Annotated in this window: 16 protein-coding genes; 9 read left to right on the forward strand and 7 right to left on the reverse strand. The window is 67.7% G+C overall.

Annotation, left to right across the window (positions count from 1 at the left end; all coding sequences use genetic code 11):
• Nucleotides 1-308 precede the first annotated feature (308 nt).
• Entirely contained in the window at nt 309-728 is a 420-nt protein-coding gene (locus tag DGN21_RS04465) for a hypothetical protein (protein ID WP_039523735.1), read from the reverse strand.
• A gap of 174 nt (nt 729-902) precedes the next feature.
• Here DGN21_RS04465 and sufT point away from each other — a divergent pair, with 174 nt between their 5' ends.
• The 5 genes from sufT (at nt 903) to DGN21_RS04490 (ending at nt 8,392) form a co-directional block, all read left to right on the forward strand.
• The gene (gene sufT, locus DGN21_RS04470) at nt 903-1,457 is read left to right on the forward strand and encodes a putative Fe-S cluster assembly protein SufT (protein WP_016900709.1); all 555 of its coding nucleotides are present in this window, start codon (nt 903-905) and stop codon (nt 1,455-1,457) included.
• Between the two features lie 64 nt (nt 1,458-1,521).
• Complete coding sequence (locus tag DGN21_RS04475; RefSeq protein ID WP_039523741.1) at nt 1,522-2,607, forward strand: branched-chain amino acid aminotransferase; 1,086 nt, start codon at nt 1,522-1,524, stop codon at nt 2,605-2,607.
• Between the two features lie 314 nt (nt 2,608-2,921).
• Nucleotides 2,922-4,667, forward strand: coding sequence for a S8 family peptidase (locus DGN21_RS04480; protein WP_024938591.1), 1,746 nt, complete (start codon nt 2,922-2,924; stop codon nt 4,665-4,667).
• Nucleotides 4,668-4,918: 251 nt separating this feature from the next.
• Nucleotides 4,919-6,328, forward strand: coding sequence for a S8 family peptidase (locus DGN21_RS04485; protein WP_024938590.1), 1,410 nt, complete (start codon nt 4,919-4,921; stop codon nt 6,326-6,328).
• Nucleotides 6,329-6,694: 366 nt separating this feature from the next.
• On the forward strand, nt 6,695-8,392 hold the full coding sequence (locus DGN21_RS04490) for a S8 family peptidase (protein ID WP_126966981.1): 1,698 nt from the start codon (nt 6,695-6,697) through the stop codon (nt 8,390-8,392).
• A gap of 199 nt (nt 8,393-8,591) precedes the next feature.
• Here the strand turns inward: DGN21_RS04490 and ybaK are convergent, their stop codons facing one another.
• From ybaK to wrbA, 4 genes are all read right to left on the reverse strand, one after another.
• Nucleotides 8,592-9,065 carry a Cys-tRNA(Pro) deacylase gene (ybaK, locus tag DGN21_RS04495; RefSeq protein WP_024938588.1) on the reverse strand — a complete coding sequence of 158 codons (474 nt, stop codon included), beginning with the start codon at nt 9,063-9,065 and terminating at the stop codon, nt 8,592-8,594.
• A 4-nt stretch (nt 9,066-9,069) separates the two neighbouring features.
• Nucleotides 9,070-9,555 (reverse strand): asparaginase domain-containing protein, encoded by a 486-nt coding sequence (locus DGN21_RS04500; RefSeq protein WP_016900703.1) that lies wholly within the window; start codon nt 9,553-9,555, stop codon nt 9,070-9,072.
• Between the two features lie 85 nt (nt 9,556-9,640).
• The gene (locus DGN21_RS04505) at nt 9,641-9,985 is read right to left on the reverse strand and encodes a DUF2069 domain-containing protein (protein ID WP_126966980.1); all 345 of its coding nucleotides are present in this window, start codon (nt 9,983-9,985) and stop codon (nt 9,641-9,643) included.
• A complete protein-coding gene (gene wrbA / locus DGN21_RS04510; protein WP_172454310.1) occupies nt 9,982-10,638 on the reverse strand; it encodes an NAD(P)H:quinone oxidoreductase in 657 nt (218 codons plus the stop codon). The genes DGN21_RS04505 and wrbA overlap by 4 nt, the downstream gene beginning before the upstream one ends.
• A 51-nt stretch (nt 10,639-10,689) precedes the next feature.
• On the opposite strand from wrbA, the gene DGN21_RS04515 reads away from it, so the two are divergent.
• The 4 genes from DGN21_RS04515 (at nt 10,690) to DGN21_RS04530 (ending at nt 14,146) form a co-directional block, all read left to right on the forward strand.
• Complete coding sequence (locus DGN21_RS04515) at nt 10,690-11,967, forward strand: YihY family inner membrane protein (RefSeq protein ID WP_024938585.1); 1,278 nt, start codon at nt 10,690-10,692, stop codon at nt 11,965-11,967.
• Nucleotides 11,964-12,572, forward strand: coding sequence for a TlpA disulfide reductase family protein (locus tag DGN21_RS04520; RefSeq protein ID WP_024938584.1), 609 nt, complete (start codon nt 11,964-11,966; stop codon nt 12,570-12,572). The genes DGN21_RS04515 and DGN21_RS04520 overlap by 4 nt, the downstream gene beginning before the upstream one ends.
• Complete coding sequence (locus DGN21_RS04525; RefSeq protein WP_102252735.1) at nt 12,572-12,838, forward strand: acylphosphatase; 267 nt, start codon at nt 12,572-12,574, stop codon at nt 12,836-12,838. Before DGN21_RS04520 ends, DGN21_RS04525 begins: the two co-directional genes overlap by 1 nt.
• An 84-nt stretch (nt 12,839-12,922) precedes the next feature.
• Nucleotides 12,923-14,146 carry a hypothetical protein gene (locus DGN21_RS04530; protein WP_126966979.1) on the forward strand — a complete coding sequence of 408 codons (1,224 nt, stop codon included), beginning with the start codon at nt 12,923-12,925 and terminating at the stop codon, nt 14,144-14,146.
• Here the strand turns inward: DGN21_RS04530 and ppk2 are convergent.
• Nucleotides 14,128-14,910, reverse strand: coding sequence for a polyphosphate kinase 2 (gene ppk2 / locus DGN21_RS04535; RefSeq protein ID WP_024938581.1), 783 nt, complete (start codon nt 14,908-14,910; stop codon nt 14,128-14,130). The genes DGN21_RS04530 and ppk2 overlap by 19 nt on opposite strands.
• A 30-nt stretch (nt 14,911-14,940) precedes the next feature.
• Entirely contained in the window at nt 14,941-15,459 is a 519-nt protein-coding gene (moaB, locus tag DGN21_RS04540) for a molybdenum cofactor biosynthesis protein B (protein ID WP_024938580.1), read from the reverse strand.
• Nucleotides 15,460-15,554 lie beyond the last annotated feature (95 nt).

The following is a 15,554-nucleotide window of genomic DNA, read 5'->3' on the forward strand; positions in this document are numbered from 1 at the left end:
ACCAAACCACCGACCATCTCGACAGGTCCTTGCCGGCCCATCGTCGCGGGCTCTTACGCGGCATGGATGCCGCGTAAGAGCCTACATGGACGTACTTGCGGCGTGTCCTGCGATGGTGGGCCGGCAAGGGCCCTGCAGCAAACTCGCAGCGTCGAGGGCCCCGCAGCCAAGCCGCAGAGCTCCCCGGAAATCGCTGCGTCAGGAAAATAAAGCGCCAGCGCTAAGCAGGAGCGGCGTGACTAGAGCTGTGCACATGAAGCATCAGCTTCAACGGATGCCGAGTGGCAGCCATTGCGAACGCGTCCGACTCAGCGCGCCGCCCACCACGCCAGGACCAGCGCGGCGGCATAGCACAGCAGGTCGAAGCCGTTGTTGGCCAGTTGCAGCAGGGTCCAGGCCAGCCCGGCGCCCATCTTCTGTGCCGAGGTCCACGGATCCAGGCCCAGTGCGTTACCCAGCTGCGCCGAGGCGATGCCCCAGTTGGCGCCGACGATGATCAGCGCGGTCGCCACGACCGCGATGCCGATGCGCAAGGGACCGGCGCCCAGCGTGCCCAGGCGCAGCATCCAGACGATTTCCAGCGCCACCAGCACCGCCATCCAGCCGGCCTGGTTGCCCAGCGCGAGCGCGATGAGCATCCAGGCGATCAGGGCGGTGACGCATCCCAGCAGCAGGAGCGGGGGCCAGAGCCAGTGGGCGGTTCTGGCGGACGCGGTGGTAGGCGGCATTGGAGCTCCTGACAGTGCGCACATGATAAAGCGCGCGATGTACTTTGCGCGGTGATGGACGCGCCGATGGAATGCAGCGTCGTCGCCGGCTCCATCCCGCAACGGCAGCGGCCTTGCCGTGGTCGGCTAGAATGGCGGACTTGCGCGCATCCGCCGCGGCCCCATATCCAGCCCATGTACTCCCGTAGCAGCGAACCCGTCCAGTTCGAACGCGATTGCGATGCCGTCATGGTGCCGCAGGGCGATTCGGTGACCCTGCCCGCAGGCAGTTACGGCTATATCACCCAGGCGCTGGGTGGCAGCTATACGGTCTTTGTCGAAGGCAACCTGTTCCGCATTGCCGGCAAGGATGGCGATGCGATCGGCAAGGAGGCCCCGCCGGGGCTGGAATTGCCCGCCGATGCCAGCGACGAAGAGGTGGAGGCACTGGTGTGGCAGCAGTTGCGCACCTGTTTCGACCCCGAGATCCCGTTCAACATCGTCGATCTGGGCCTGGTCTACGAGGCGGTGGTCAGCCATCGCGAGGAAGACGATCAGCGCCGGGTGGACGTCAAGATGACCCTCACCGCGCCCGGTTGTGGCATGGGCGAGATCCTGGTCGACGACGTGCGCAGCAAGGTCGAAATGATTCCGACCATTGCCGAGGCCGACGTCGAGCTGGTCTTCGACCCGCCGTGGGGCCGGCATATGATGTCCGAAGCAGCCCGTCTCGAGACCGGCATGCTCTGATCGTCAGGCGCCATGTCCAAGAGGTGGCGCCGCGTCCTTTCGCCCGCCATACAGGAATCTTCCGGTGTCCGTGTCCTTCGCTTCCACCCGTTCCCCGTCGCCGCGGAGTGCCGACGAGCTGTCCGTGATCCTGGCCGCGCCCGGCTTCGGGCTGCATTTCACCGACCACATGGTCGCCATTTCCTGGACCAACGAGCTCGGTTGGCACGACGCGCAGGTACGCGCGTATGGCCCGCTGCAGCTGGATCCGGCCGCCTCGGTGCTGCATTACGGCCAGGAAATCTTCGAAGGCATCAAGGCCTACCGGCATGCCGACGGCTCGATCTGGACCTTTCGCCCGCAGGCCAATGGCGAGCGGCTGCAGCGCTCGGCGCGGCGGTTGGCGCTGCCGGAACTACCGGTGGACCTGTTCGTCGAATCGCTGCGCCAGCTGGTGGCGGTGGATGCGAGCTGGGTGCCGTCGGCCCCGGAAACCAGCCTGTACTTCCGCCCGTTCATGATTGCCGACGAGGCGTTCCTGGGCGTGCGTGCGGCGCACAAGGCCTCGTACTACGTCATCGCAAGTCCCGCCGGTCCGTATTTCGCCAAGGGCGTGGCACCGGTGTCGATCTGGTTGTCCACCGAGTACGCACGTGCGGCCAAGGGCGGCACCGGTGCGGCCAAGTGCGGCGGTAACTATGCCGCCTCGCTGCTGCCGCAGCAGAAGGCCTATGCGCAAGGCTGCTCGCAGGTGCTGTTCCTGGACCCGGTGGAAGGCAAGTACATCGAAGAACTGGGCGGCATGAACGTGTTCCTGGTCTACAAGGACGGCACGCTGGTGACGCCGGAACTGTCCGGCAGCATCCTGGAAGGCATCACCCGCGACAGCATCCTGCAACTGGCCCGCGATCGCGGCATGCAGGTGATCGAGCGCAAGGTCGCCATCGATGAGTGGAAGCAGGGCGTGGCGTCGGGCGAGATCACCGAGGTGTTCGCCTGCGGCACCGCTGCCGTGGTCACCCCGATCGGCGAGCTGAAGGGCGATGGCTTTGCGGTCGGCGATCTCTCCGCACCGGCCGGCGAGGTGACCATGTCGCTGCGCCAGGAGCTGACCGACATCCAGTACGGGCGCGTCCCGGACCGCCACGGTTGGCTGGTGCGTCTGTCCTGAGCCAGCGCATCGCGTCAAAAAAGGCCTCTGCGCGGTCGCGCAGGGGCCTTTTTTTTGGGGCAACGCAGCAGGTATGTGCCAATTCATGTCCGGATGTGTCGTCAACTGGCTGAACGGTGCCGTACGGTGTCACAAATCTGATATTTAATTTTTCGAAAGTGCGAACTTCTTATTGTCCAGTCTGGTTGTAGTGCGGTAGGTTCGCTGAACGGATCGATAACAGGGGATCGGTCCGGGACCTCGGTGCTGACCTATGGAAGGCGGCACCGGCTACCACCGCTACGGCGGTTCTCTTTGATCTAGAAGGGAATTCGATGTCGAACGAGTCTTTTCGCAAGCGCCCCCGCGCACTGACCATCCTGAGCGCAGCTGCGCTGACCTCGTTGTTGCTGGCAACCCCGGCCTTTGCCGGCGAGGTGTATCTGGATGGCCTGGCCACCGCCCAAACCCACCAGAAATTCATCGTGACCTATAAGGACGGCAGCACCGCGCTGGCCAGTCCAACCGCGCTGAGCACCTCGCTGCGCACCGCCGCGCGCGCTGTTCCGGCCAAGGCCGGCAAGGCGTTGGGCCTGAACTCGGTGCGCCGCCTGGCGCTGGGACCGGAGCTGGTCAAGGCCGACCGTGCACTCGACCGTGCCGAAGCCGAGACCCTGATGCGCCAACTGGCCTCCGACCCCAACGTGCAGAGCGTGGAAGTCGACCAGATCCTGCACGCCACGCTGACCCCGAACGACACCCGTCTGTCCGAGCAGTGGGCCTTCGGCACCACCAATGCGGGCCTCAATATCCGCCCGGCTTGGGACAAGGCCACCGGCGCCAATGTGGTGGTGGCGGTGATCGACACCGGCATCACCACCCATGCCGATCTCAACGCCAACATCCTGCCGGGCTACGACTTCATCAGCGATGCCGCCACGGCGCGCGATGGCAACGGGCGCGACAGCAATCCCGCCGACGAAGGCGACTGGTACGCCGCCAATGAGTGCGGCTCCGGTATTCCCGCCGCCAACTCCAGCTGGCATGGCACCCATGTGGCCGGCACGGTGGCCGCAGTGACCAACAACACCACCGGCGTGGCGGGGACCGCCTACAACGCCAAGGTCGTGCCGGTGCGCGTACTCGGCAAGTGCGGCGGCTCGCTGTCGGATATCGCCGACGCCATCATCTGGGCCTCCGGCGGCAGCGTCAGCGGCGTGCCGGCCAACGCCAATCCGGCCGAAGTGATCAACATGTCGCTCGGCGGCGGCGGTACCTGCTCGACCACCATGCAGAATGCGATCAGCGGTGCGGTCTCGCGCGGCACCACGGTGGTGGTGGCGGCAGGCAACGATTCTGCCAACGTGTCCGGTTCGCTGCCGGCCAACTGCGCCAACGTGATCGCGGTGGCAGCCACCACCTCGGCCGGCGCCAAGGCCAGCTATTCCAACTTCGGCACCGGGATCGACGTGTCGGCGCCGGGCTCGGCGATCCTGTCCACACTCAACAGCGGCACCACCACCCCGGGCAGCGCCAGCTACGCGTCCTACAACGGTACCTCGATGGCGGCGCCGCATGTGGCCGGCGTGGTCGCGCTGGTGCAGTCGGTCGCGCCGAGCGCACTTACGCCGGCCGCCGTGGAAACCCTGTTGAAGAACACCGCGCGTGCGCTGCCGGGCGCCTGCTCGGGCGGCTGCGGCGCCGGCATCGTCAATGCGGATGCGGCGGTGACTGCCGCCATCAGTGGCAGCAATGGCGGCGGCGGTGGCGGCACCGGCAACACCCTGACCAACGGCACGCCGGTCACCGGACTGGGCGCAGCCACGGGTGCGGAACTGAACTACACCATCGCAGTGCCGGCCGGTAGCGGCACGCTGACCGTGGCGATCAGCGGCGGCAGCGGCGATGCAGACCTGTACGTGCGTGCCGGCAGTGCGCCGACCGACACCACCTACACCTGCCGTCCGTACCGCAGCGGCAATGCCGAGACCTGCAGCATCAGCGCGCCGTCTGGCACTTACTACGTGCGCCTCAAGGCGTACAGCACGTTCTCCGGCGTGACCTTGCGCGCCAGCTACTGAGGCACGTCGGCACTGCCTGGCCCCGGCCAGGCAGTGCCGATCCGATCCGCTTCACCCCATCAGCGACCTATTGCCCACGTCTGCCGCATCGGCAGGCGCCGGCGGTGTGTTGCCGCTCGACCGGAATGGACATCGGTCAGTCGTCTCGCCGGGCGCCCGCGCCCGTGCACTGCCTGACCCGATCCGCAGCACGTGGAGCCGGTTTGGCCATCTCGCCGCAATTGCGGTACCTCTCAATTAAGGAACGATCGATGTCCAATGTGTCGCAACGTCGTGCGCCCACGCGCGCGCTGGTGGTTCTAGGTGTGTCCGCGCTGACTTCGCTGCTGGCAGTGCCGGCGTTTGCTGGTCAGGTCAATCTTTCCGGGCTGGATTCGCAGCCCACCCTGGACCGCTTCATCGTCAAGTACAGGGACGGTTCCAGCGCCGCGGTGAGCCCGACCTCGCTGCGCGCATCGCTCAATTCGGTCGCCACCGCCGTGCCGGCCCGCGCCGGCCGTGCGCTGGGCCTGAATCACGTGCGTCGTACCGCACTGGGGTCGGAAGTGCTCAAGACCGACCGTGGCCTGGACCGTGCCGAGGCCGAGACGCTGATGCGCCGGATCGCCGCCGACCCGAGCGTGGAGTACGTGGAAGTCGATCAGATCATGTACCCGACGCTGACCCCCAACGACACCCGTCTGTCCGAGCAGTGGGGTTTCGGCACCACCGCCTCGAGCATCAACGTGCGTCCGGCCTGGGATACCGCCACCGGCACCGGTGTGGTGGTGGCAGTGATCGACACCGGCATCACCAGCCACCCGGACCTCAACGCCAACGTGCTGCCGGGCTACGACTTCATCAGCGACGCGGCGCGTGCGCGCGACAACAATGGCCGCGACAACAACCCGGCCGACCAGGGCGACTGGCGCGCAGCCAACCAATGCGGCTCCGGCGTGGCAGCGGCCAACTCCAGCTGGCACGGGACCCATGTGGCCGGCACCATTGCCGCGGTCACCAACAACAGCACCGGCGTGGCGGGGACCGCATTCAATGCGCGCATCGTGCCGGTGCGTGCGCTGGGCCTGTGCGGCGGCACCACCTCCGACATTGCCGACGCAATCGTGTGGGCATCCGGCGGCACCGTCTCCGGCGTGCCGGCCAATGCCAATCCGGCCGAAGTGATCAACATGTCGCTGGGCGGCAACGGCACCTGCTCGAGCACCTACCAGAACGCCATCAATGGCGCGGTGTCGCGCGGCACCACGGTGGTGGTGGCGGCCGGCAACAGCAATGCAAACGTGGCCAACTTCACCCCGGCCAGCTGCGCCAACGTGATCTCGGTGGCGTCGATCACCTCGGCCGGCGCGCGTTCGAGCTTCTCCAACTTCGGCAGCACCATCGACATCTCCGGCCCGGGCTCGGCGATCCTGTCCACGCTCAACAGCGGCACCACCACGCCGGGCAGCGCCAGCTACGCCTCCTACAACGGTACGTCGATGGCGGCACCGCACGTGGCCGGCGTGGTGGCGCTGGTGCAGTCGGTGGCCAGTCGTCCGCTGACCCCGGCGGCGGTGGAAACGCTGTTGAAGAACACCGCGCGTCCGCTGCCGGGCGCCTGCTCGGGCGGCTGCGGTGCCGGCATCGTCAACGCGGCCGGTGCGGTCAGCCAGACCCCGTAAGACGCCTCGCGGTGCCAGCGGCTGAGCCGTTGGCACCGCTGCGGTCTGCGTGATGCGGTGTGTCTGCAGCACGCTCGATACCCCCATTGCCCCGCCAAAGTGCGGGGCAATGGCGTTTTGGGGGCAGCGCTGGAGGGTGGGACGGCGCGGTCCTGGCCGCCGCCGGCATCTGCCTCTCGAGCGGCCACCTTAACCAACCCGGTGGTTCGCCACGCCTGGCCAGCGATACCGGCTCAGGTCCGCGCATACCCGGTCGATAGCGTGGGCAGGTGGGCAGCGACGCCAGTCGGCGCGCCTCACCACGATGCAAGGGCGGCACAGATGTGCCCTCGTTTGCACCACGACATCCCGGGGAGGGGTCGATCCATGCGTTATTTACCGTTCAAGGGGCTGCGCCATGTCGCGCTGGCCTGTGCACTGCTATGCGGCACTGCGCCTGCATTCGCTGGCGACGTCAGCCTGCAGGGGCTGGGGTCGGCATCGGCCCATCAGCGTTTCATCGTCAGCTACAAGGACAGCAGCGTCGGCAACCGTGGGCGCCTGAGTGGCTCGTTACGCGAGATCGCCCGTGCGGTGCCGGCGCGGCGCGGGCGAGCGCTCGGCCTGTCGTCGTCGCGCTGGCTTGGAGTCGGGCCGCAATTGCTGGTGGCCGATCGCGCGCTGGACCGGGTCGATGCGGAAACCCTGATGCGTCGTCTGGCGGCCGACCCGGCGGTCAAGCGCGTGGAAGTGGACATGCTGCTGCGCCCGATGCTGGTGCCCAACGACAGCCGCCTGTCCGAGCAATGGGCGCTGGGGACCACCAGCGCCGGCATCAACGTGCGCCCGGCCTGGGACAAGGCCACCGGCAGGGGCGCGGTGGTGGCGGTGATCGATACCGGCGTGACCGCGCATCCGGAGCTGTCGGCCAATGTGCTGGCCGGCTATGACTTCATCAGCGATGCCTTCATTGCCCGCGACGGCAACGCGCGCGACACCGATGCCGCCGATCCGGGCGACTGGGCCGCGGCCAACGAGTGCGGCAGCGGCGCAAGCGCGTCCAGTTCCAGCTGGCATGGCACCCATGTGGCCGGCATCGTCGCGGCCGCCGCCAACAATGGCGCCGGCACCGCGGGCGTGGCGTTCAATGCAAAGGTGCTGCCGGTGCGCGTGCTGGGCCGTTGCGGCGGCTATCTGTCCGACATCGCCGATGCGATCGTGTGGGCCTCCGGCGGCACGGTGTCCGGCGTGCCGGCCAATCCGACCCCGGCCAGGGTGATCAACCTGTCGCTGGGCGGCATCGGTTCCTGTTCCACCACCTTGAGCAATGCGATCGCCAGCGCGGTGTCGCGCGGCACCAGCGTGGTGGTGGCTGCCGGCAACAGCAATATCGACGTATCCAAAAGCGTGCCGGCCAATTGCCCGAATGTGATCGCGGTGGCGGCGACCACCTCGGCCGGGGCCAAGGCCAGCTTTTCCAACTTCGGCCAGGGCGTGGATATCGCCGCGCCGGGGCAGGCGATTCTGTCCACGCTCAACAGCGGCAGCGCGGCGGTGGGCACCCCAGGTTACGCGGTCTACAGCGGCACCTCGATGGCGGCGCCGCATGTGGCTGGCGTGGTGGCATTGATGCAGTCGGTGGCGCTCAATCCGCTCAGTGCGGCCAGCGTCGAAGCGATGCTCAAGAGCACGGCGCGTGCATTGCCGGTGGCGTGTCCGCAGGGGTGTGGGGCAGGGTTGGTCAACGCCGATGGTGCGGTGGCTGCGGTGATCGCCTCGACCACCCTGACCAGCAATGCAGCACGCAACGGCCTGGCCGCAGCCACCGGTGGCTCGCTGTATTACCAGGTCAACGTGCCCGCAGGCACGCGCAGCCTGCGGGTGGCGCTCAGCGGTGGCAGCGGCAATGCCGATCTGTCGCTGCGTGCCGGTGCATTGCCGAGCGATACCGCCTACAGCTGCCGCACTGCGGTGGTGGGCAATGCCGACAGCTGCACGCTGAGCGCACCCGCGTCAGGGGTGTACTACGTGCGGCTCAAGGCCACGCTGGCGTTCTCGGCGGTTACGCTGGTGGCTACGTACTGAGCGTGCGCGGAGTCCTGCGCCGGTGGGGTGCAGGACTTCGGTCTTCCTTGGGGCGTGATCTTGCATCGGCCATGTGACGCCGGCGAACCCATCACGCCGCAGCGGAGGTGCGTGATCGCTGCCGCAAACCGGAGCCACCTGTGGATTTCCAGATGCCGGCTTGCGTCAGCCGGCCACGCGGCGCGGTGTCTCGCCGCAGCTAGTCGCAAACACTACAGGGCCGCGCCTGCAATGCGGCAACGATGCCATCGCCCGGCAATTCCAGCAGCAAGCCGCGTTGCCCGGCGTTGATCCACAGCGACGGGGCATCCAGTGCACTGGCTTCGATCACGACCGGCGCCTGGCGTTGCTGCCCCAGCGGGCTGATGCCGCCGACCTTGTAGCCGGTGCGACGCTCGGCATCGGCCACCTCCATCATGCGCGCCGACTTGCCGTTGCAGGCACTGGCCAGTTTCTTCAGCGACACCCGGCGATCGCACGGGATCACCACGCACACCGCCTGGTCGTCGACCCAGGCCATCAATGTTTTCAGCACCGTGTGCGGCGCCAGTCCCAGGGCGTTCGCCGCCTGCACGCCCTTCGCATCGGCATCGGCCTGGTAGGCGTAGGGGTGCAACACGTAGGCCACGCCGGCGGCATCCAATGCCTTGGTCGCGCGGGTGGCCTTGCTCATGGCGTCAGAGCGATTCGAAGCGGTTGGCGGCGACGTTCTTGCGCACCTTTTCCGGATTCCAGATGCGCCCGTTCATGGCGATATACACGCCCGCAGGCAGCGACTGCACCGCGCCGACCGCGCAGCCGATGTTGAACTCGGCATCGGAGCCGCGAAAGCGCGCCGGATTGAGCGCGCCGGTCATCACGATGGTCTTGTCGGCGATGGACTGCAGCACCTTGCCGGTTTCCACCATCGAGTCGGTGCCGTGGGTGATCAGCACGTGGCGGGTCGGCTGGGCGGCGATGGTGGCGCGCACCAGTTCGCGGTCGGCGTCGGTGATGTGCAGCGAATCCTTGCGGATGATCGGAATCACCGAGAAGCGGAAGGTCACGCCCAGCTCCTTGAGGATCTGGCCGATCTGCGGGTCGCCGATCTGGTAGTCCGATTTGTCGTCGAAGTAGATCTTGTCGATCGTGCCACCGGTGGTGACGATCAGGAGGTCTTCCATTGCTGCGGGTCCTTCAAACGGGCGCGGTGCAGGCCGCGCGAGGGCCGTCATGATACGACCCCGGCGCGGGTGCTGCCCAAGCGGGTCAACGTGGAGGGCGCTTGCGGCCGAAGCGCGCCGCCATGCCGGGGCCGCCCACCAGTGCCACCACCAGCAGGGCCAGCAGCACTTCCAGCCAGGCCAGCCCACGCGCCTGCGGCTGGGTCCAGGCGGCCATCACGCCGTGACTGAACCAGCCCAGCGCGAACACGCCGGCCCAGAAACGCGCACGTGCGCTGCGCAGCGCCAGCGTGGCCATCAGCGCCGGCGGCAGTGCGAACACCAGCAGCGCGGCAGTGCGGTGGCGGTCGTCGTGAAACCAGCTCACGAACAGCACCGTCAGCGCGATCAGCGCGGCCGTCAGCAGCCAGTGCGTGGCGCGTAGGCTCATGGGCTGGCCAGGCGCCGGGCGATATCGGCCACCCGGCGGCCCAGCGCACGCGCCAGCAGCGCTTCGTCCTCGCTCGGTTGCGGGTCGCCGCCGGCGCCGGAGACATGGCTGGCGCCATAGGGTGTGCCGCCGCTGGTGGTATGGCTGAGCGCCGGCTCGGTGAACGGGATGCCGACGATCAGGCAGCCGTGGTGCAGCAGCGGCAGGTGCATCGACAGCAAGGTGGATTCCTGGCCGCCGTGCATCGAGGCGGTGGAAGTGAACACGCCTGCCGGCTTGCCGGCCAGGATGCCGCTGGCCCACTCGGCGCCCAGGCCGTCGAGGAAATGCTTCATCGGCGCGGCCATGTTGCCGAAGCGGGTCGGGCTGCCCAGCAGCAAGCCGCTGCATTCGGCCAGATCGGCCTTGTCCACGTACGGCGCGCCCTCGTCCGGCACCGGCGGGGCGCTGGTCTGGGTCACCGCCGCCACCGGCGGTACCGTGCGCAGCCGCGCGCCCATGCCCGGTACTTCGCCGATGCCGCGCGCGATCTGCCGCGCCAGCCGCGCCACCGAACCGCCACGGCTGTAATACAGCACCAGAATCTCCGCCATCGCGCATCTACCGCCTGTGTGAGTTGCCGCAGTATCGGCCAAGCCACCGCCTGCCTGCACGCCGCAGTTGCGGCAAGGCCGCGATGACGGCGCATCGGGTACCCTTGCGCGATGTTGCGCGTGAACAAAATCCACCAATGGAAAGAACGGCTGCGCGACCGCGCGCGGACGGTCAGCTTCGGGCGCTTCCTGTGGCGCCGCTTTCTCGACGACCGCCTGTTCCAGGCGGCCGCCTCGCTCGCTTACACCACGGTGTTCGCGCTGGTGCCGCTGGCGATCGTGGTGTTCGGGGTGCTGTCGGCGTTCCCGGCCTTCAACGAGTGGAAGGACGCGCTGACCGACTTCATCTTCAACAACTTCGTGCCCGGCGCGGCGCGCTCGGTGCAGAACTACCTCAATCGTTCGCTGGAGGATCTGGGCAAGTTCACCGTGGCCGGTATGGTCGCGCTGGTGGCCTCGCTGCTGATCACCCTGCACAGCATCGAGCAGACCTTCAACAGCATCTGGCGGGTCGCCGCCGCACGCCCGAAGGTGACGCGCTTCCTGATCTACTGGACGGTGCTGACCCTGGGCACGATGCTGGCCGCCGCCTCGATGGCGATGGCCGCCTACGTGTTCGCGCTGCCGCTGTTCCGCACCACCGAAGGCCAGTGGCTGGCCGAATTCGCCTGGCGGCTGGCGCCGATGGCGGTGGAATTCGTCTGCATCGTGCTGATCTACCGCGTGGTGCCGCAGCATGGGGTACGCCTGCGGCATGCGCTGCCGGGCGCGTTGCTGGCGGTGATCCTGATGGAAATCGTCAAATGGGGCTTCGGCTTCTATCTGGGCAATTTCCAGACCTACCAGCGCATTTACGGCGCGCTGTCGGCGCTGCCGATCCTGCTGTTGTGGATCTACCTGAGCTGGGTTTCGGTGCTGCTGGGCGCCTCGCTGGCCTCCTCGATGGCGGCATTCCGCTACCAGCCCGAAGCGATGCGGCTGCCGCCGGGTTTCGAGATCTATGGCCTGCTGCGCCTGCTCGGCCGCTTCCGCCAGGCACGCATCCACGGCAACGGCCTGGATGAAGACCGCATCCTGGCGCTGGAGCCGATGCTCACCGACACGCTGATGCAGGAGTTGCTGTGCGAACTCAAACGCATCCGCCTGCTGCGCCGCGACGAGCGCGGCCAATGGCTGCTGGCACGCGACCTGGACGTGGTGCCGCTGGCCGAACTCTACGAAAGCTGCCAGCTGCGCGTGCCGATCGAAGACCGCCCCCTGCCGTGCCGCGACGATGCCTACGGCCAGGCCGCTGCCGCTGCGCTGGAACAACTGCGCCAACCCTTGCGCAGCGTGCTGGCGCAACCGGTCGGCGACCTCTACACCCACCTTCCCGGAGACCTCCCATGACCGTGCGCCTTGTGCGCGGCGCCTGTGCGCTGCTGTTGCCGCTGTTGCTGCTGACCGCCTGCAAGCCCACCGGCGAGGGCACGCCCGCCGCCGGCGGTGCAGCGCCAGCGACCACCGCACAGACGCCGCAAAAGCCGGCCGCTCCCGCCGACCCGGCCAGCCCAACCGACACCTCGGTGGTGCAGCAGACCGCCGAGATGCCCAAGCTGTCGCTGCCGACCGTGACCGGCGAGGCCTACGACCTGGCCGCGCATCGCGGCAAGTGGGTGGTGGTCAATTTCTGGGCCACCTGGTGCGCGCCGTGCCTGAAGGAAATGCCCGAGCTGTCGGCGCTGCACACCATGCGCGACACCGTCGAAGTGGTGGGCCTGGCCTATGAAGACATCAGCAGCGCCGACATGCAGGCGTTCCTGAAGGACCACCCGGTGTCGTACCCGATCGCCATTCTCGACCCTTACCAACCGCCGCAGGACTTCGCCACGCCGCGCGGCTTGCCGATGACGTATCTGATCGGGCCGGACGGCAAGGTCGCCAAGCAGTTCCTCGGCCCGGTGACCGCACGCGACATCGAGACGGCGGTGGGCATCACCGGCAAGGCCGGCTGATGCAGGCGGCGCGCTTTATCGTCACCGGCGTGGTGCAGGGCGTGTGGTTCCGCGCCTCCACCCGCGAGCGTGCGGTTGCGCTGGGCCTGCGTGGGCATGCGCGCAACCAGCCCGACGGCAGTGTGGAGGTGGTCGCTGCCGGGCCCGCCGTCGCGCTGGATGCGCTGGAATCCTGGTTATGGCAAGGCCCGCCGGCGGCCAGGGTCGCGGCGGTGACCCGCACGCCCTGCGCGCCGCCGCCGACTGAAGAATTTGTAACTGGCTGAGTCGCTGCCAGTCGAGCAGGCCAACAGACTTGCGATGCGTCGCCGATAACCTTGTCAGCGCGATCAGGCGTGCAGGGGGAATATATGGCCGCTCCATCTCAAGATCACACCGACGGGCAGGAACTGCCTACCCGCAACCGTCGCCTGGCGCAGCTGGCGCCATGGCTGTACCTGGGCGTCCTGTCGGGCAGTGGCTGGCTGCTGTTTCTGCAGCCGCAGACCCGCGTGCTGCAGCCGGGGCAGGCGGCCACCAGCTGGCTGCTGGCCTGGATCTTCGGCGGCATCGTGATCGCTGCGGTGCTGTGGAGCCTGAAGCTCGCACGTCACGGCCTGGGCGCGTCCGCTGCCAGCTATCCGCTGTCGGCGCGTCTGCCCGATTCCTGGGCCGACGCCTACGCAGCCCTGTTGCGCCCGGCCCCCGCGGTGCCGCTGTCGGCCTCCAGGCCGGATCCCGCCGGCACCCAGCGCGGCGCAGCCTGGCACCGTTTCGGCGGCGGCATGCTCAACGTGGAGAATTTCGATCCCAACGACGCCACCCGCGCGCCCTGGGACACCCTCGATGCCCAGGCCTGCATCGCGCGTCTGGACGATCTCCGTCCGGCCTGGCAGAACGCCACCGCCAACCGCGCGCTGCAACAGGAGCGTCGCTATTGGCTGGACGTGGTGCTGTCGCTGCTCGACCACGGCGTGATGCGCCCGCTGCAGGACGGCTACCTGCCCGACACCGCCACGCTGCGCACCGAACGTTTCCTGCTCGGCGCCGATGCCGGCCCGATCGTCCTGGCCGAAGTGCCGGCGCTGTTCGCACGCCGCCTGGCGCTGGCGATCGAGACCATGCCTGCCCCGCAGCGCGAGGCCGCCGGCGTCCAGTGGCGTCTGCTGCAGCAACTGCACGGCCTGGTTGCCGAGAGCCGCATGCTGGACGAGCGCTCGCAGGTCATCCAGGTGCTGGCGTGGAACCCGGATGTGGACCTGGATCAGGTCGAAGTGGCCTATATCCTGGCTGCCGAGTACCGCCAGGGCATGCGCGACTGGTTGCGCCGCGCCGCGCTGGTGCGTCTGCCCGACAGCGCGCTACGCCTGGACGAAGTGCTGCTGTCGTCCTGCAGCCCGCTCGGTGCGCAGGCCGACGACGTCGACTACATCGAAGCGATGCGCCCGCTGCACCGCGGTTTCATGCAGCTGTTCAGCCAGCGCCTGAGCCAGCTGGTGCTGCAGGCCGAGCAGGCCGAGCGCCAGGCCGGGCTGTACCCCTTGCCACGTGCCACTGCGGCCAGTGACGAGATCTCTCAGGACTGGCCGGCGTAATCGTCGATCGGTTCCAGCACGCCGTAACGTTCCTTGTGCGGCTTGCCGTCCAGTGGCGGCAGCTGCAGCGTGTCATCTGGCACCGCGGTGTCCGGGAGCCGATCCAGCAGATTGCGGATCAGGCTCAACCGGCCGCGCTTCTGGTCGTTGAAATCCACCAGCGTCCATGGCGCGTCCGGCGTATGCGTTACCTCGAGCATGCGCTCACGCGCGGCGGTGTAGTCCTCGTACTTGCTGCGTGACTGCAGATCCACCGGCGACAGTTTCCAGCCCTTGAGCGGATCTTCCTGGCGTTCGGCAAAGCGCTGTTCCTGTTCGGCCTGATCCACGCACAGCCAGTACTTGAACAACAGGATGCCGTCGTCGACGAGCAGTTGTTCGAAGCGCGGCGCCTGCTCCAGAAACGCGTCGTACTGCGCGTCGGTGCAATAGCCCATCACCCGTTCCACGCCGGCGCGGTTGTACCAGCTGCGATCCATCAGCACCAACTCGCCGGCCGCCGGCAGGTGCGCCACATAGCGCTGGAAATACCATTGCGTGCTTTCGCGATCGTTGGGTGTCGGCAACGCCACCACCCGGCACTGGCGCGGGTTCAGATGGCTGGCGATGGCCTGGATCACACCACCTTTGCCGGCGGTGTCGCGGCCTTCCACCAATACCAGCGCGCGCTGGTTGGTATGCCGCAGCCAGCGCGCCATGTTGACCAGTTCCAGCTGCAGCGGTGCCAGCAACTTCTTGTAGGCCTTGCGTTTCAGGTGCGACATGCGCGTTCCAACAGCGATGGAGCGCGCAGGCTATTCGCCCAGACGTGGACGCAGTGTCGCCAGATTGCAGGGCTTGGTCCGCGCATCCAGCTGCGCACGCACGATCTTTTCCCAGGCCGTGCGGCAGGCCGAGGTGGAGCCGGGCAGGCAGAACACAAAACTGTGATTGGCCAGCCCCGCAAACGCGCGCGACTGCAGTGAGGAGGTGCCGATTTCGTCGACACTGACCGCGCGGAACAACTCGCCGAAACCGGGCATGGTCTTGTCCAGCAACGGGGTAATCGCCTCCGGCGTGCTGTCACGGCCGGTAAAGCCGGTGCCGCCAGTGATCAGGATGCCGTCGACCTGCGCATCGGCGATCCACGCAGAGACGATCGCGCGCATGCGGTAGCGATCGTCCGGACACAGGGCGCGCTCGTGCAGCACATGGCCGTCGTGAGTGAGGGCATCGACCAGATAGTCGCCGGAGCGATCATCGGCCAGCGTGCGGCTGTCGGACACCGTCAGCACGCACAGGTGCAAGGGAATGAAGTCGGGATTGGAAGGCATGCCCCAAGCCTAGCGAGCCGGAACGACCGGGTACAGCACCACGGCGTGAAGCCGCACAATGGACGAGTCTCTTTCGAACCCCTCTCCCCCGGGAG

This window comes from Xanthomonas sp. MLO165 (assembly GCF_018831305.1).
Lineage (GTDB): Bacteria > Pseudomonadota > Gammaproteobacteria > Xanthomonadales > Xanthomonadaceae > Xanthomonas > Xanthomonas arboricola.

Excerpts from the sequence above, each read along its gene's own strand:
- DGN21_RS04465 (WP_039523735.1), bottom strand. The coding sequence starts at position 728 with ATGCCGCCTACCACCGCGTCCGCCAGAACCGCCCACTGGCTCTGGCCC.
- sufT (WP_016900709.1), top strand. The coding sequence starts at position 903 with ATGTACTCCCGTAGCAGCGAACCCGTCCAGTTCGAACGCGATTGCGAT.
- DGN21_RS04480 (WP_024938591.1), top strand. The coding sequence starts at position 2,922 with ATGTCGAACGAGTCTTTTCGCAAGCGCCCCCGCGCACTGACCATCCTG.
- DGN21_RS04485 (WP_024938590.1), top strand. The coding sequence starts at position 4,919 with ATGTCCAATGTGTCGCAACGTCGTGCGCCCACGCGCGCGCTGGTGGTT.
- DGN21_RS04490 (WP_126966981.1), top strand. The coding sequence starts at position 6,695 with ATGCGTTATTTACCGTTCAAGGGGCTGCGCCATGTCGCGCTGGCCTGT.
- ybaK (WP_024938588.1), bottom strand. The coding sequence starts at position 9,065 with ATGAGCAAGGCCACCCGCGCGACCAAGGCATTGGATGCCGCCGGCGTG.
- DGN21_RS04500 (WP_016900703.1), bottom strand. The coding sequence starts at position 9,555 with ATGGAAGACCTCCTGATCGTCACCACCGGTGGCACGATCGACAAGATC.
- DGN21_RS04505 (WP_126966980.1), bottom strand. The coding sequence starts at position 9,985 with ATGAGCCTACGCGCCACGCACTGGCTGCTGACGGCCGCGCTGATCGCG.
- DGN21_RS04515 (WP_024938585.1), top strand. The coding sequence starts at position 10,690 with ATGTTGCGCGTGAACAAAATCCACCAATGGAAAGAACGGCTGCGCGAC.
- DGN21_RS04520 (WP_024938584.1), top strand. The coding sequence starts at position 11,964 with ATGACCGTGCGCCTTGTGCGCGGCGCCTGTGCGCTGCTGTTGCCGCTG.
- DGN21_RS04525 (WP_102252735.1), top strand. The coding sequence starts at position 12,572 with ATGCAGGCGGCGCGCTTTATCGTCACCGGCGTGGTGCAGGGCGTGTGG.
- DGN21_RS04530 (WP_126966979.1), top strand. The coding sequence starts at position 12,923 with ATGGCCGCTCCATCTCAAGATCACACCGACGGGCAGGAACTGCCTACC.
- ppk2 (WP_024938581.1), bottom strand. The coding sequence starts at position 14,910 with ATGTCGCACCTGAAACGCAAGGCCTACAAGAAGTTGCTGGCACCGCTG.
- moaB (WP_024938580.1), bottom strand. The coding sequence starts at position 15,459 with ATGCCTTCCAATCCCGACTTCATTCCCTTGCACCTGTGCGTGCTGACG.